Here is a 13,591-nt window from a genome sequence, read left to right on the forward strand (position 1 = left end):
GGTCTCAGGCGCCGACGTCGCTGATGCGCCGCGGCCCCGGCGCGAGCGCCGCGCGGTCGGTGAGCTGCCCGACCATCAGCCGTACGACGGTGACGACATCGGGGTCGTCGACGAAGTAGACCTGCCGCCGGCCCTCCCTGCGCGACCGTACGAGACCGGCGAGCTTCAGCTTGGTGAGGTGCTGGCTGACGGCGGGCAGCGCGCCGCCGACCCGCTCGGCGAGCCCGGTGACGTCGCTCTCGCCCTGCGCCAGCACCCATACGATGTGCAGCCGTGCCGACGAGGCCAGCAGCCCGAACGCGGCGGCGGCGTCCGCCAGCACCTCGGCGGAAGGATCCCCGAAGCCGCCGACACCTGCCGTCACGATCGCTCTCCTGTCCCACGCGAGCCGTCCGCCCGCGTCTCCGTCGCGTGCCCGGTCCGCGTCTTCGTCCCGTGCTCGTCGCGTGCCCGATCCCCCCTCGTCCGAGCCCAACGGCTCAGTCTAGGGGCTCCCTCCGGGGAGAGGTCTCAGGCGGAACGGGGCCGCCGCGCACGGGAGCATGCCGGGCAGGGGGCTCACCCGGCCGCCGGGCCGGGGGCCCTTCCGGGGCTCTTGACGGGTACTTAACGCCTTTTGACGGGCTCTTGACGGCTCCCGCGAGGGGCGGAGGCCGCTTCAGAGGCGCTTCGAGGGCTCCTCGGGGTGCTTCGGAGGTTCGTTCGGCTCGACGATGGTGCCGGTCACGATACGGCGACCGCCCTGCGAGCCGTCCTGACCGTCGTTCCGGGGCCCGCCCGGGGACTCGCCCTGGTGCGTGGCGCCCGCGGCACCGGCGGTGTCAGCTTCCTTTCCCTCCTCCTTGAGCGCTTTCGTCTCGCTCTTGAGGATGCGGGCGGCCTTGCCCGCGGAGCGTGCCAGCTCGGGGAGTTTCTTCACCCCGACCACCACGGCGATGATGATGAGGATCACGGCCAGTTCGCTCAAGCCGAACATCAGGTCTGCTCTCTCCCGGGAACGTCCGCGGCCGTTCTGCCGCCGTGTCGCCGCAACATCTACAGCGCTGTAGAAGTATTCCGTATCAACCGCACAGGCAACAAGGCCAGGATCACCCTCGCACGGACACGTGTGAAGACGTGAGCACGGGTGTCTGTGCGGGTGGTCACAGAGAAGGCACTCCGAGCGCCCGCTTGGTGGAGCGGTACCGCGTCAGGAACACCCGGCGCAGCCAGCGCACCGACGCCGGGAAATTCCCCAGCAGCGCCGTGTGCCCCGGGACCCGGTCGGGGTCCTCCAGCAGGCCGAACACGAGATGCGGCCCCGTGCGCGGGGCTCCGTGGACGATCGCGCTCCGCAGCCGGGCGACATCGCGGTCCGGCACCCGGGGGAACAGGTCGAGCAGCAACGGCTCCTCCTCGTCGAGGTTCCGGTTCAGGATCGACTGGATCCGGATGGCGGAGGGCAGCCCCGTCATCGCCGCCTCGCCCACGACCACCAGGACCTCGCCGCTCCCACCGGTCACCTCACGGGCCGATATGGTGTCGACCGCGCGGGCCAGGGTGTGCAGTTCGGCTTCGAGCGCCTCGCGCTGGGCGACCTTGCCCGTCAGCTCCGCGACGGGCCCGGGGAAGAGTCCGCGCAGCACCGGCCAGAGCAGCTCGACCTCGCTCGCGCGCTGGCCGCGGACGAACTCCAGCAGCCACCGGGAGGTGCCGACCAGCGTCCGCACATCGACGGGCCGGCCGTCCGCGAGCGCCGAGAACGACGCGGTGACCAGGGCGGCGCCCCGGCGCATGAGGGTGTGCTCGGCGAGGAGTTCGTCATGGATGCGCGAGCGCTCGGCTCGGAGCGCTGGTGAAACAGCCATCGCCTGTCTGTCCCCCTTCGATCGATCTGCCTTCGATCCGCGGGCGCCCGGTGTCACACCGTTCCGCGGAACACTCCGGTCCGCGCGCATGCCCGCTGAGGCGCTCCGGGACGAGAGCACCTCTCCACGAAGAGATTCCCGTCACACATGCCCCTCACACCTCATGCGACACCTCATACGCGCCCCATACGCGCCTCATACGCCCCGCCGCTCCTCCTCATCCGGAATCCGGGAGTTGTCGAGTTGTCCACAGGTCGGTTTTCCACAGGCTGAGGGGGATCTCGACGGGATGTCAGCGGGCGAGCGCAGAATGGGGTCATGACTGAGATCAACGGCTCGCAGCCGGACTCGACGCTGGACTCCATGCCGGAGTGGGAGAAGCGCTTCCGGGCGCCCCGGGTCTCCCTGCCCGACTGGGCGGAGGACGCGCCGGAGCGGGCGCTGTTCGTGTCGAACGCGACGGGGACGTACGAGTTGTACGCGTGGGACCGCGCGACCGGCGCGCAGCGCCAGGTGACGGACCGGCCGAACGGGACGACGGACGGGGTGCTCTCGCTCGACGGCGAGTGGATCTGGTGGTTCTCGGACACGGACGGGGACGAGTTCGGGGTCTGGATGCGCCAGCCGTTCTCCGGCACGCGGGAGGCCGGGGCGGCGGCCGGCGCGGAGCCGGCGGCGGGGCCCGACGAGCCCGCGACGCCGGGGCTCGGTCCCTCCTACCCCGCCGGTCTGGCGCTGGGGCGGGACGGGACGGCGGTCGTGGGGCGCTCGACCGACGAGGACGGCTCGACACTCCATGTCGTACGGCCGGGCGAGGCGCCGGTGGAGATCTACCGTCACCGGGAGTCGGCCGGGGTCGCCGATCTGTCGCACGACGGGACGCTGCTCGCGATCGAGCACACCGAGCACGGGGACGCGATGCACTCGGCGGTGCGGGTGCTGCGGCTGGACGGCTCGGTGGTGGCCGAGCTGGACGACACCGAGGGAGGCACGCGCGAGCTGGGCCTCGACGTGCTGGGCTTCGCCCCGGTGGCCGGGGACAGCCGGCTGCTCGTCGGCCATCAGCGGCGGGGCCGCTGGGAGCCGATCGTCTGGGATCCGCTGACGGGCGAGGAGACGGATCTCGCGATCGAGCTGCCGGGCGACGTGCACGCCGAGTGGTATCCGGACGGCTCGGGGCTGCTCGTCGCGCACAGCTTCGAGGCCCGGGACGAGCTGTGGCGTTATGACTTCGTCAAAAGTGCGCTGATCCAGGTGGAGACGCCGGCCGGGACGGTCTCGGGGGCGACGGCGCGGCCCGACGGCAGTGTGGAGTATCTGTGGTCGTCGGCCGCCACACCGCCGGAGGTGCGGTCCACGGCGGGCGGGGTGGTCCTGGACCCGCCGGGCAGAGCGGCGCCCGCCTCGGTGCCGGTGGAGGACGTGTGGGCGGAGGGCCCCGGCGGCCGGGTCCACGCGCTGGTGCAGCGCCCGGCGGGCGAGGGCCCCTTCCCGACGGTCTTCGAGATCCACGGCGGCCCGACCTGGCACGACAGCGACGCGTTCGCCGCGGGCCCGGCCGCCTGGGTCGACCACGGCTTCGCGGTGGTCCGGGTCAACTACCGCGGGTCGACGGGGTACGGGCGGGAGTGGACGGACGCGCTCAAGCACCGGGTCGGGCTGATCGAGCTGGAGGACATCGCGGCGGTGCGCGCGTGGGCGGTGGACTCCGGGCTGGCCGACCCGGCGCGGCTGGTCCTCGCGGGCGGCTCGTGGGGCGGCTATCTGACCCTGCTCGGCCTCGGCACCCAGCCGGACGCCTGGGCGGTGGGGCTCGCCGCCGTACCGGTCGCGGATTACGTGACGGCGTATCACGACGAGATGGAGGCCCTGAAGGCGATGGACCGCACCCTGCTGGGCGGTACGCCGGAGGAGGTCCCGGAGCGCTTCGAGGCATCGTCCCCGCTGACGTACGTCGACGCGGTGCGGGCCCCGGTCTACATCTCGGCGGGGGTGAACGACCCGCGCTGCCCGATCCGTCAGGTGGAGAACTACGTGGACCGGCTGGCGGCGCGCGACGCGGTCCATGAGGTGTACCGGTACGACGCGGGGCACGGGTCGCTGGTGGTGGAGGAGCGGATCAAGCAGGTGCGGCTGGAACTGGACTTCGCGAGGAGGCACCTGGGCATGGCGTAGCCGACTGCCCGGATCGGGGGTAAAGCGGGCCCCGGGAGCCGTGGGCGCGGCGGCGTTCCGTACCGTGGAGGGGTGTACCGGTTCCTGGTGACTCCGCGGTGGTGGGGGATCAACGTCTTCGTCGTCCTGGCGATCCCCTTTTGTATCTTCATGGGAATGTGGCAGCTCGGGCGCTTCGAGGACCGGGTGGACACGCACCGGGCGGCCGAGGAGAAGCCCGATCCCGGGAAGCGCCCCGCGGTGGCGGTGGCGTCGCTGCTGCCGGTCGACCAGGAGACCTCGGGGCGCCATGTCACGGCGACGGGGCGGTACGCGGATCAGTTCGTGGTGCCGGACCGGGAGCTGGACGGCAGGACCGGTTCGTATGTCCTGACCATGCTCCGTACCGACGACGGCCAGGCGCTGCCCGTCGTCCGCGGCTGGCTCGCCGGCGGTGAGAAGCCCCCCGCGCCGCCGGCCGGCGAGGTCACGGTGACCGGGTCGCTCCAGGCCTCCGAGGCGGTCGGCTCCGACGGGGTGCGGGCGGGCGGCGGGCTGCCGCAGGGACAGCTCGGCATGATCAGCGCGGCCTCGCTGGTCAACCTCGTGCCGTACGGGGTGTACGACGCGTGGGTCACCGTGGGCCAGGCGTCGGACGGGCTGCTGCCCGTGCCCGCCGCCGCGCCGCAGAACACCGGGCTCGATCTGAAGGCGTTCCAGAACCTGGGGTACACCGGCGAGTGGTTCGTGTTCGCCGGGTTCGTGGTCTTCATGTGGTTCCGGCTGGCCCGGCGTGAGGTGGAGACCGCCAAGGACGAGGCGCTGGGCCTGGGCACCGCGGCCTGACCGTCCGGCCTGACCGCTTGGCCGGCTGCTGGCCTGACCACCGGGCCTGACCGCCGCCACCGCGCGATCAGGTGGTGCAACGCCCTACGAGCCGCTGAGCACGCCCGTCCAGTAGACGGTTCCCGCGCAGGCGTTGGGGATCGTGGCCTGTACGTTCGGGGCGCCCGCCGGTGCGGTGTAGGAGACGGAGACGCTGCCGTCCTCGGTGGTGCCGTCGGTGAGGAGCTGGGATTCCGTGCCGGTTCCGCCGTTGTCCGTGCCGGTCTCTCCGGTGCCGGTCGTGGCGCCGGTGGTCGCGCCCGCCGAGGTGTCACCGGTCGGTGAGGGATCGGGTGAGGGGTTCACCGTCGGGCAGGTCTCCGAGGGCACCCAGGCGAACTTCACCAGGTACGCGCCGCTCGGCGGCAGGGTCAGCGTCGGCAGCTCCTGGGAGGGGTCCGGCAGCCCGGTCGCCGCGTCGCCCGCGAAGTGCACCGACTGGCTGACCTTGGCGGAGTCGGCCGCGCCGACGGTCCCGAGGCCGATCGTGCCGCGGCCGGTGACCGTACACGGCGAGAACGAGACGTTGGCGACGCGGAACGTGCCGTACACCTTGCCCGTGGCGTCGGCCGTGCCCACCTCGGCGCTGGCCCCGCCGAGCTGGCCGGCGCTGCAGACCTGCGAGGAGGTGACCTCACCGGAGCCACCGGTGTTCTCGGCCGCACCGCCCTTGCCGCCGTCGGCCGTGCCGGTCGCCTCCGCGTCCGGCCGCTCCTTCTTGTCGGGCTCGTCCTCGTCGGCGGACACCTTGTCCGAGGGACCGTCCGGGTTCTGCTTCTTGTCCTTGTCGGTCTTGTCGGCGTCCGCGCCGCTCCGCGACTCCTCGCCATGGCCGGCGGAGATGGCCTGGTCGTCCGCGACCGTGCTGGTGTTCGTGACGTGCACGAAGGCGGGCACCGCCGTGCCGAGGAGCAGCGCGGCGGCGGCCATGCCCACGACGGCCTGCCGCTTCCTGGCCCGCCGGACGGGAACCGCCTTGCGCAGGTGGTCCAGCGCGCCGTCGGACGGCCGCAGGTCCGCCACGGCCCCGTGCATGAGCCGGCGCAGCGCCAACTCGTCGCCGTCCAGGGCCCCGGCGGGGTCGCCGCTCAGATCCCCGCTCGGATCCGCACCCGGATCCGCGTGCAGATCCGCGTGCAGTTTCGTCGTCAGGTCGCCGTCGGGGCGCCGGTTCGCGGCGTCACGCAGGTCACGGGCATCCCGTAGATCACGGACACCGCTCGCCTCACGCAACTCACGCGCGTCGCCCGCGTCCCGTGCATCCCGGGCGTCACCCGTGGCGCGGCCCGCATCGTCGGGCTCCTCGGCCTCGTCGGCCTTCTCGGCCGTCCCGGCCTCCTCGGCCGCGCCCGCCGCGCCGGCCTTCGCCTGCTCCGCGGCGGCCTCGGCGCCCTCTCCGTCAGCGCGGCCGCTCAGCTCGTTCTCCGGCCCGTTGCTCACAGTTCCGTTTCCAGTCAGGTCGTTCAACGGCACGTCGGGGGTTCCCCGCCCATCCTTCTCCCGCCCCCGTACACGCTCCTGTCCATGGTCCGGTTCGCCCGCCGGTCCGTGCTCACGCCCGGCGGCGCTCCGGTCCTTGCGCCACGCGCTCATCCCGACGCCTCCATCGCGACGCGCAGCGCCGCGATCCCGCGCGAGCCGTACGCCTTGACCGAGCCCAGCGATATCCCGAGCGTCTCGGCGACCTGCGCCTCGGTCATATCGGCGAAGTAGCGCAGGGAGAGCACCTCACGCTGCCTGCGCTGCAGTCCGCGCATCGCCTTGATCAGCGCGTCCCGCTCCAGCAGGTCGTACGCCCCCTCCTCCGCGCTCGCCATGTCGGGCATCGGCTTCGAGAGCAGCTTCAGCCCGAGTATGCGGCGGCGCAGCGCGGAGCGGGAGAGGTTCACCACGGTCTGGCGCAGGTACGCCAGCGTCTTCTCCGGCTCCCGCACCCGGTTGCGCGCGGAGTGGACCCGGATGAAGGCCTCCTGGACGACGTCCTCGCAGGAGGCCGTGTCGTCGAGCAGCAGGGCGGCGAGACCGAGCAGCGACCGGTAGTGGGCGCGGTAGGTCTCGGTGAGATGGTCGACGGTGGTACCCGCCGCCATCGCCTCCTCAGCGCCCTCGCGCTGGGAGGGGATACGGGTGGGCCGGGCGGCCGGCATGGGGGCGATCACCGGCATGCCGCCGGGCGTGCGGGTCCGCCGGTGCGGACGCACTGCCGTGCCGCGCACCGGGACAACCGCCGTGATGTCGAGAACCTCTGCTGCCACGCCTGTTGGACACGCTTCCCCCCGTCAGGGTTGTACGCGCACGCCGCCCCATTTGACGCTGCACTGAATACCCTCATGCGTACCCGATCTCCCCCTATGCCCCGATTCCGCAGCACCTCATGGGGGCGACCACAGAGACGCTTCCCAGCCATCCGGCGGTTGCAGTGTTCGCGCGACGTTCGCGCGGAGACTCACGGAGAGGTGGGATGAGTATCGTCGGACATGACAACGCCCCAGTTCAAGAGGCATAGCCGGTCAGCCTGCCCATGGGGCGTTCACAGATCCTACAAAGGTTTGACGCGTCTCGGCCCACTGATTTGCGCCGACTACGACCGATCAGCCACCACTGCCGCCGCTACCGCCCCATGGGTCCGGCCGGCCCGCCGCTACCGCTTCCCCGCCCGGCCGGCCGCCGCTACCGCTTCTTCAGCTCGGCGGCGACGGTCTCGGCGATCTGGGCGGTGTTCAGCGCCGCGCCCTTGCGCAGGTTGTCGCCGCAGACGAACAGCTCCAGTGCCCTGGGGTCGTCGAGCGAGCGCCGTACGCGCCCCACCCAGGTCGGGTCCGTCCCCACGACATCGGCGGGGGTGGGGAAATCACCCGTCCCCGGGTTGTCGAAGAGCACCACGCCGGGCGAGGTCGCGAGGATCTCGTGCGCCCGGCCGACCGTGACCTCCTGCTCGAAGCGCGCGTGTACGGAGAGGGAGTGCCCGGTGATGACGGGGACGCGGACGCAGGTCGCCGCGACCCGCAGCGCGGGCAGGTTCAGGATCTTCCGGGTCTCGTCCCGGATCGCCGCCTCCTCCGAGGACCAGCCGTCGCCCGCCGGGTCCGGGGAGCCGGCCCACGGCACGACGTTGAGGGCCAGCGGCGCGGGAAATGGACCGGTGGCATCGCCGACGGCGCGCCGTACGTCACCGGGGTGGGTGCCCAGTTCCGTACCGGCGACCAGGGAGAGCTGGTCGCGCAGGGCGTCGACACCGCTCCGCCCCTCGGCGCTGACCGCCTGGTACGAGGAGACGACCAGCTCCCGCAGGCCGAACTCGGCGTGCAGCGCGCCCACCGCGACGATCATCGTGAGCGTGGCGCAGCCGGGCCCCGCGATGATGGAGCGCGGCCGGGTCCGGACGGCGCCCGGGTTCACCTCAGGAACGACCAGCGGTACGTCGGAGTCCATCCGGAAGGCGGCCGACCGGTCCACCACGACGGCGCCCTTGGCGGCGGCGACGGGTGCCCACTTCGCGGACACGTCGTCAGGGACGAGGAACACCGCGACGTCGACGCCGTCCAGGGCCTCCTCGGAGAGCGGGACGACCTCGACGGCGCGGCCCCGTACGGACAGCTCGCGGCCGCCCGTACGGGGTGAGGCGAGCAGCCGGATGTCGCCCCAGACGTCGGCGTGCTGCGACAGGATCTGGAGCATGACGGCGCCGACGGCCCCGGTCGCTCCCACGACCGCGAGCGTCGGCCGCCCGTTCATCGCCCGGTGCCGCCGTAGACCACGGCCTCGTCGGAGTCGCTGTCGAGGCCGAAGGCGGTGTGCACGGCGCGTACGGCGTCCACGACCGACTCCTCCCGCATGACGACCGAGATCCGGATCTCGGATGTCGAGATCAGCTCGATGTTGACCCCCACATTGGAGAGCGCTTCGAAGAACCCGGCGGTGACGCCCGGGTTGGTCTTCATCCCGGCGCCGACGAGCGAGACCTTGCCGATCTGGTCGTCGTAGCGCAGCGAGTCGAAGCCGATCTTCTCCTTCGTCTTCTCCAGCGCGTCGATGGCCTTGCGGCCCTCGGTCTTCGGCAGCGTGAACGAGATGTCGGTCAGCCCGGTCGACGCGGCGGAGACGTTCTGCACCACCATGTCGAGGTTGATCTCGTTGTCCGCGATGACGCGGAAGATCGTCGCCGCCTCGCCGGGCCTGTCGGGGACGCCCACGACCGTGATCTTCGCCTCGGAGGTGTCATGAGCGACACCGGAGATGATGGCCTGCTCCACCGTGCGGTCCCCTTGCGGTTCGTTGCTGACCCATGTGCCCTGAAGCCCCGAGAAGGAGGAGCGGACATGGATCGGGATGTTGTATCGGCGCGCGTACTCGACGCAGCGGTGCAGCAGCACCTTGGAACCGGAGCTGGCCAGCTCCAGCATGTCCCCGAAGGAGATCCAGTCGATCTTCCGGGCCTTCGCGACGACCCGGGGGTCGGCGGTGAAGACACCGTCCACATCGGTGTAGATCTCGCACACCTCGGCGTCCAGCGCCGCGGCGAGCGCGACGGCGGTGGTGTCCGAGCCGCCCCGGCCCAGGGTGGTGATGTCCTTCTTGTCCTGGGACACCCCCTGGAACCCGGCGACGATGGCGATGTTGCCCTCGTCGACGGCGGTCCGGATCCGGCCCGGCGTGACATCGATGATGCGCGCTTTGTTGTGGACCGAGTCGGTGATGACGCCTGCCTGGCTGCCGGTGAACGACTGGGCCTCGTGACCCAGGTTTTTGATCGCCATCGCCAGCAGGGCCATGGAGATCCGCTCTCCGGCGGTCAGCAGCATGTCGAACTCACGCCCGGCAGGGATCGGGGATACCTGCCCGGCGAGATCGATCAACTCGTCCGTCGTGTCACCCATCGCCGACACCACGACGACCACTTGGTGGCCGTTCTTCTTGGCGTCGACGACCCTCTTGGCGACCCGCTTGATGCCCTCGGCATCGGCTACGGAGGAGCCTCCGTACTTCTGCACGACAAGGCCCACGTGCGCTCCTCGCTCAGTCCATCGCTGCTGCGCCGCGCGTCGCGGCACAGCACAGCTGTCGGCTCAGTTTAACGAGCGGCCGCAGGACGGCCCGGATATATCACATCGTGAGATGTCCCGCTCACTCCGTGATCACCGAGGCATTCACGGCCGCTCGGTGAGGAAGCATGCCCCCGTTCGCCGGTGACACGCGGCAACGTGGCCCACGTCACGCGTCATGCGCGCGGTGCCGGATCCGCTCTCACTCCGCGTAATCCTTGAGCTTCTCCGTTTCGAGCGTGATGCCGACCGGGTCGGGAAGTTCGACGACAGCTCCGAAGGGGCGCGTGGTGACGGCCCGGTAGACGCCGTTCTCGGGCTCGGCGTGGACGGTCACGGAGCAGGCGTCGCGGTCCACCAGGAGGTAGACGGGAATGCGGGCGGTGGCATAGCCGTCCGGCTTCTCGACATGATCGCGCCTGACGGCATCATGGTCGTGGGACGTGACCTCGACCACCATCAGGACACGGTCCGGATCGGCCCATTCCCCGGCACCGACGAACGAATCGTCAGGGGCGAGCACGCCGTCCGGACGGGCCCGTCCGCTGCGGTACGACTCGACCTTCAGCCCTCGCTCTCCGTAGAGCCACAGCTCGGGCCGGAACTGCATGCACATCTTCTGCAGCCATTTGACGATCTCGTCGTGGTTACCGTCCGGCACCGCCTTGACCTGCACCTTTCCATTGATGAACTCCAGCCGCACCATCTCTGGCGCTCGGCGGGCAAGCTCTTCGAACTCCTCGATCGACATCTGCGGCTCGGGCCAGTCAGCGGTCCTGGGGGTCATGGTGTCGCCTCCTCCCCTCCATGGTGCCTTGGCCAGGGTCTCGCGCAGGCTCATGCGCCCGCCCGAGCCGACGTGCCTCCGCCGCTGCCGGCCGTCGTGGCCCGGGCACGGACGTACTCGCTGTGGACCGGCTCGGGAATCGGCCGGGCCTTCAGGCCGGCGGCGGCACGCAGTTCGTCGGCGCGGCGGGCCACGTCGACCTGGGCGGGGATCGCGCGGAAGGTGTCCGGGATCGCGTCGATGACCAGGCCCGTCTCCTCGGCCGCGTCGTACGCCGCCATCTCGTCCTGGCAGTCGACGCAGACGCCCCGGATCAGCAGCGCGGTCGACTCGTCGTTCTCACAGCTGATGCAGGCCATCAGCGCACGCGTGATGCGCGCCGGTGCGCTGGTGTTGCTCGGCTCAGGGGGCATTTTGCTCTCCAGTCGGGTACGGGCGATCGCTCCGGGGCTGTGCAGCGGATGCGGAAGCCCGGCGGTCAGAGATCGGGTGATGTGGTCCGGCGTGGCCCCACGCGCCAGCCACTCGGCGGCCAGCGCTTCGAGCGCGGCGCACTCGGCGGCGGACAGGGTCATACGGGGCTCTGTACGGCCGAGGCGCGCGAGGGTGCGGTACGCGACCGAGGCGGGCGCGGGCTCGACATTTGGAGAGGGCTCGGGCGCGGGGTCGGGTGTCGGGGGCGTCGGCTCCGCGTCGCGTACCGGCTGCTCCGCCGCGCGGGAATCCTGATGCGCTCCCGGCGCCGGATCAGCCCCCGCCCCCTCCCGCAACCGCCGCTCCAACTCGGTCAGGTCGATCCCGCGCAGACCGGTGACGTACGCCTTCCACCACTCGTCGTCCCTGGCCGTGCGGGAGAAGTACGTGTGCGTCACCCAGCGGAAGCTGCTGTCCTCCAACGCCAAGTGCTCCTTGACCCGGCGCAGATGACCCGCGTCCGAGAGGAAGCGCAGTGCCTTGCCGCACGCCTGCTGACCGTAGTCCGCGACGTTCGCGGCGAGCGCCTTGTAGCCGATGGCTGAACCCTCGGGCAGGCGATCGATGTATGCGGCAATCGCCGCTTCCCTCGTGCGCAGATGTGCGAAGTCGGCTTCGCCGCGCGGGCGTTGGTCGGGCGCGGAGCGCTTGCCGTAACCGGGATTGGCGAAGGGGTGCGCGGCCGCTGGCAGGGCAGCACTAGAGTTGGTGTAAGCCACGATCGACTCTCTTTCGATCTGCTGGTCAGGCTCCGGATTGGTGTTGGCGCACCGCCGGAGCCGCTTTACGTGGCGAACCTAAACGCTCACCACGCTCTGACGCAACCCGAACACAGATAGTCATATTCGCTCGTCAGTGGAGGGTTGAGGGAGGGTGGTGGGGTTTCCCTCAACCGCCCAATCCTTGGGAAGGGGCTCGGAACCCGAGGCCCGGAGCCCGGGGCTCAAGCCCCGGGACGACCTGCGGCGACGCCGGTACGGACCGGGTGGATCCACCGAAGGGCACCGACGGCACCGACGGCACCGATACGCAGAACGCCCCCTCCGTGTGGAGGGGGCGTGTTCCGTGGAAAGGTCCGGGCGGGGTCTGTCACCTGACCGTGCGTACCGTACGGAGCCCCAGGGGGCCCGCGATCTCCTCCGCCATGACGCGGCCCGCCTCCTCCGCGAGGACGTCCTCCGCCGCTTCGGTGAGGTCCTGGTCCGTGTCGAGGCCGTCCAGCGCCGGGAGGGGCTGGTCCAGGCGGACGTGGGCGACCAGGGACTGGAGGGCGCGGAGGGTGGCGGAGGCGGTGGAGCCCCAGTTGGAGAAGTACGAGAACTGCCACCACCACAGCGCCTCGGTGGTGCGGCCCGCGCGGTAGTGGGCCAGGCCGTGGCGGAGGTCCGTGACCACGTCGGCGATGTCGTCGGAGATACGGTGCGGCACCGGCGCCTTGCGCGGCTCGTACGGGTCGAAGACCTCGGAGTAGACGTCGATCGGCTCCAGGATCACCGCGAAGCGCTCGCGCAGCTCGTCGACGTCCGGCTCGGGGCCCAGGTCCGGTTCGTACCGCTCGTCGGGAAGGATGTCCTCGTGCGCGCCCAGCCGGCCGCCGGCCAGCATCAGCTGCGAGAACTCCAGGAGGAGGAAGGGCACGGCGCTGTCCGGCTCGTCGCCCTTCGCCACTTCCGTGACGGCGACGATGAAGCTCTCGATCTGGTCGGCGATCTGGACCGCGAAGTCGTCCGGATCCTGGTCAACGGCGTGCAGCGTTGCGTCAGACATCGAGAAGTCGTCTCCCCTCGAAGGCACGCCCGAGCGTGACCTCGTCGGCATATTCCAGGTCGCCCCCGACGGGGAGACCACTGGCCAGACGTGTGACCCTGAGGCCCATCGGCTTGATCATGCGGGCGAGGTACGTCGCCGTGGCCTCGCCTTCCAGATTGGGGTCGGTCGCGAGGATCAGCTCGGTGACCGTACCGTCGGCGAGGCGGGCCAGCAGTTCACGGATCCGCAGGTCGTCGGGGCCGACGCCCTCGATGGGGCTGATCGCGCCGCCGAGTACGTGGTACTTCCCGCGGAACTCGCGGGTGCGCTCGATCGCGACGACGTCCTTCGGCTCCTCCACCACGCAGATCACCGCCGCGTCCCGCCGGGCGTCGCGGCAGATCCCGCAGCGCTCCTCCTGGGCGACGTTGCCGCACACCGCGCAGAAGCGCACCTTGTCCTTGACCTCCAGGAGCGCGTGCGCGAGGCGGCGGACGTCGGCCGGCTCGGCCTGGAGGACGTGGAAGGCGATCCGCTGCGCGCTCTTGGGACCGACGCCGGGCAGCCTGCCCAGTTCGTCGATGAGGTCCTGAACCACGCCTTCGTACAACGGATTGCCTTTCCTGCCACGGCCGAGAAACGTGAGTACGTAC

General features: G+C 71.0%; 13 protein-coding genes. 2 read left to right on the forward strand and 11 right to left on the reverse strand.

All coding sequences use genetic code 11. The annotated features are described in order from the left end of the window. Window positions 1–4 precede the first annotated feature (4 nt). The 3 genes from AB0P17_RS01165 to AB0P17_RS01175 form a co-directional block, all read right to left on the reverse strand. The gene (locus AB0P17_RS01165) at window positions 5–364 is read right to left on the reverse strand and encodes a metalloregulator ArsR/SmtB family transcription factor (protein ID WP_329824143.1); all 360 of its coding nucleotides are present in this window, start codon (window positions 362–364) and stop codon (window positions 5–7) included. A gap of 294 nt (window positions 365–658) precedes the next feature. Next, entirely contained in the window at window positions 659–976 is a 318-nt protein-coding gene (locus tag AB0P17_RS01170) for a twin-arginine translocase TatA/TatE family subunit (protein WP_365806421.1), read from the reverse strand. Window positions 977–1,142: 166 nt separating this feature from the next. Next, window positions 1,143–1,847 carry a hemerythrin domain-containing protein gene (locus AB0P17_RS01175; protein ID WP_365806423.1) on the reverse strand — a complete coding sequence of 235 codons (705 nt, stop codon included), beginning with the start codon at window positions 1,845–1,847 and terminating at the stop codon, window positions 1,143–1,145. A 318-nt stretch (window positions 1,848–2,165) separates the two neighbouring features. Between AB0P17_RS01175 and AB0P17_RS01180 the strand changes: the two genes are divergently transcribed. Both AB0P17_RS01180 and AB0P17_RS01185 read left to right on the forward strand, forming a co-directional pair. Further along, complete coding sequence (locus tag AB0P17_RS01180) at window positions 2,166–4,022, forward strand: prolyl oligopeptidase family serine peptidase (RefSeq protein WP_365806425.1); 1,857 nt, start codon at window positions 2,166–2,168, stop codon at window positions 4,020–4,022. A gap of 72 nt (window positions 4,023–4,094) precedes the next feature. After that, the gene (locus AB0P17_RS01185) at window positions 4,095–4,847 is read left to right on the forward strand and encodes an SURF1 family protein (RefSeq protein ID WP_365806426.1); all 753 of its coding nucleotides are present in this window, start codon (window positions 4,095–4,097) and stop codon (window positions 4,845–4,847) included. 84 nt (window positions 4,848–4,931) lie between these two features. On the opposite strand, the gene AB0P17_RS01190 is transcribed toward AB0P17_RS01185, so the two are convergent. The 8 genes from AB0P17_RS01190 to recR all read right to left on the reverse strand — a co-directional run bounded on the left by AB0P17_RS01190 (window position 4,932) and on the right by recR (window position 13,548). Next, window positions 4,932–6,479 (reverse strand): hypothetical protein, encoded by a 1,548-nt coding sequence (locus tag AB0P17_RS01190; protein WP_365806427.1) that lies wholly within the window; start codon window positions 6,477–6,479, stop codon window positions 4,932–4,934. Beyond that, window positions 6,476–7,051: a SigE family RNA polymerase sigma factor gene (locus tag AB0P17_RS01195; protein ID WP_365806497.1), complete on the reverse strand. Its 576-nt coding sequence runs from the start codon at window positions 7,049–7,051 to the stop codon at window positions 6,476–6,478. Before AB0P17_RS01195 ends, AB0P17_RS01190 begins: the two co-directional genes overlap by 4 nt. A 505-nt stretch (window positions 7,052–7,556) precedes the next feature. After that, window positions 7,557–8,621 (reverse strand): aspartate-semialdehyde dehydrogenase, encoded by a 1,065-nt coding sequence (locus tag AB0P17_RS01200; RefSeq protein WP_365806429.1) that lies wholly within the window; start codon window positions 8,619–8,621, stop codon window positions 7,557–7,559. Next, window positions 8,618–9,889, reverse strand: a complete 1,272-nt coding sequence (locus AB0P17_RS01205; protein ID WP_365806431.1) for an aspartate kinase — start codon at window positions 9,887–9,889, stop codon at window positions 8,618–8,620. Before AB0P17_RS01205 ends, AB0P17_RS01200 begins: the two co-directional genes overlap by 4 nt. A 241-nt stretch (window positions 9,890–10,130) precedes the next feature. Continuing rightward, window positions 10,131–10,715, reverse strand: coding sequence for a Uma2 family endonuclease (locus AB0P17_RS01210; protein ID WP_365806433.1), 585 nt, complete (start codon window positions 10,713–10,715; stop codon window positions 10,131–10,133). 50 nt (window positions 10,716–10,765) lie between these two features. Next, entirely contained in the window at window positions 10,766–11,908 is a 1,143-nt protein-coding gene (locus AB0P17_RS01215; protein WP_365806434.1) for a hypothetical protein, read from the reverse strand. Between the two features lie 370 nt (window positions 11,909–12,278). Next, window positions 12,279–12,956, reverse strand: a complete 678-nt coding sequence (locus AB0P17_RS01220; protein WP_365806436.1) for a DUF5063 domain-containing protein — start codon at window positions 12,954–12,956, stop codon at window positions 12,279–12,281. Next, window positions 12,949–13,548, reverse strand: a complete 600-nt coding sequence (gene recR, locus AB0P17_RS01225; protein ID WP_365806437.1) for a recombination mediator RecR — start codon at window positions 13,546–13,548, stop codon at window positions 12,949–12,951. The genes AB0P17_RS01220 and recR overlap by 8 nt, the downstream gene beginning before the upstream one ends. Between the last annotated feature and the right edge of the window lie 43 nt (window positions 13,549–13,591).

It is taken from the genome of Streptomyces sp. NPDC088124 (assembly GCF_040685895.1).
In the GTDB taxonomy this organism is placed as follows: Bacteria; Actinomycetota; Actinomycetes; order Streptomycetales; family Streptomycetaceae; genus Streptomyces.

Excerpts from the sequence above, each read along its gene's own strand:
- AB0P17_RS01180 (WP_365806425.1), top strand. The coding sequence starts at position 2,166 with ATGACTGAGATCAACGGCTCGCAGCCGGACTCGACGCTGGACTCCATG.
- AB0P17_RS01195 (WP_365806497.1), bottom strand. The coding sequence starts at position 7,051 with ATGCCGGTGATCGCCCCCATGCCGGCCGCCCGGCCCACCCGTATCCCC.
- AB0P17_RS01170 (WP_365806421.1), bottom strand. The coding sequence starts at position 976 with ATGTTCGGCTTGAGCGAACTGGCCGTGATCCTCATCATCATCGCCGTG.
- AB0P17_RS01200 (WP_365806429.1), bottom strand. The coding sequence starts at position 8,621 with ATGAACGGGCGGCCGACGCTCGCGGTCGTGGGAGCGACCGGGGCCGTC.
- AB0P17_RS01210 (WP_365806433.1), bottom strand. The coding sequence starts at position 10,715 with ATGACCCCCAGGACCGCTGACTGGCCCGAGCCGCAGATGTCGATCGAG.
- AB0P17_RS01190 (WP_365806427.1), bottom strand. The coding sequence starts at position 6,479 with ATGAGCGCGTGGCGCAAGGACCGGAGCGCCGCCGGGCGTGAGCACGGA.
- AB0P17_RS01175 (WP_365806423.1), bottom strand. The coding sequence starts at position 1,847 with ATGGCTGTTTCACCAGCGCTCCGAGCCGAGCGCTCGCGCATCCATGAC.
- AB0P17_RS01220 (WP_365806436.1), bottom strand. The coding sequence starts at position 12,956 with ATGTCTGACGCAACGCTGCACGCCGTTGACCAGGATCCGGACGACTTC.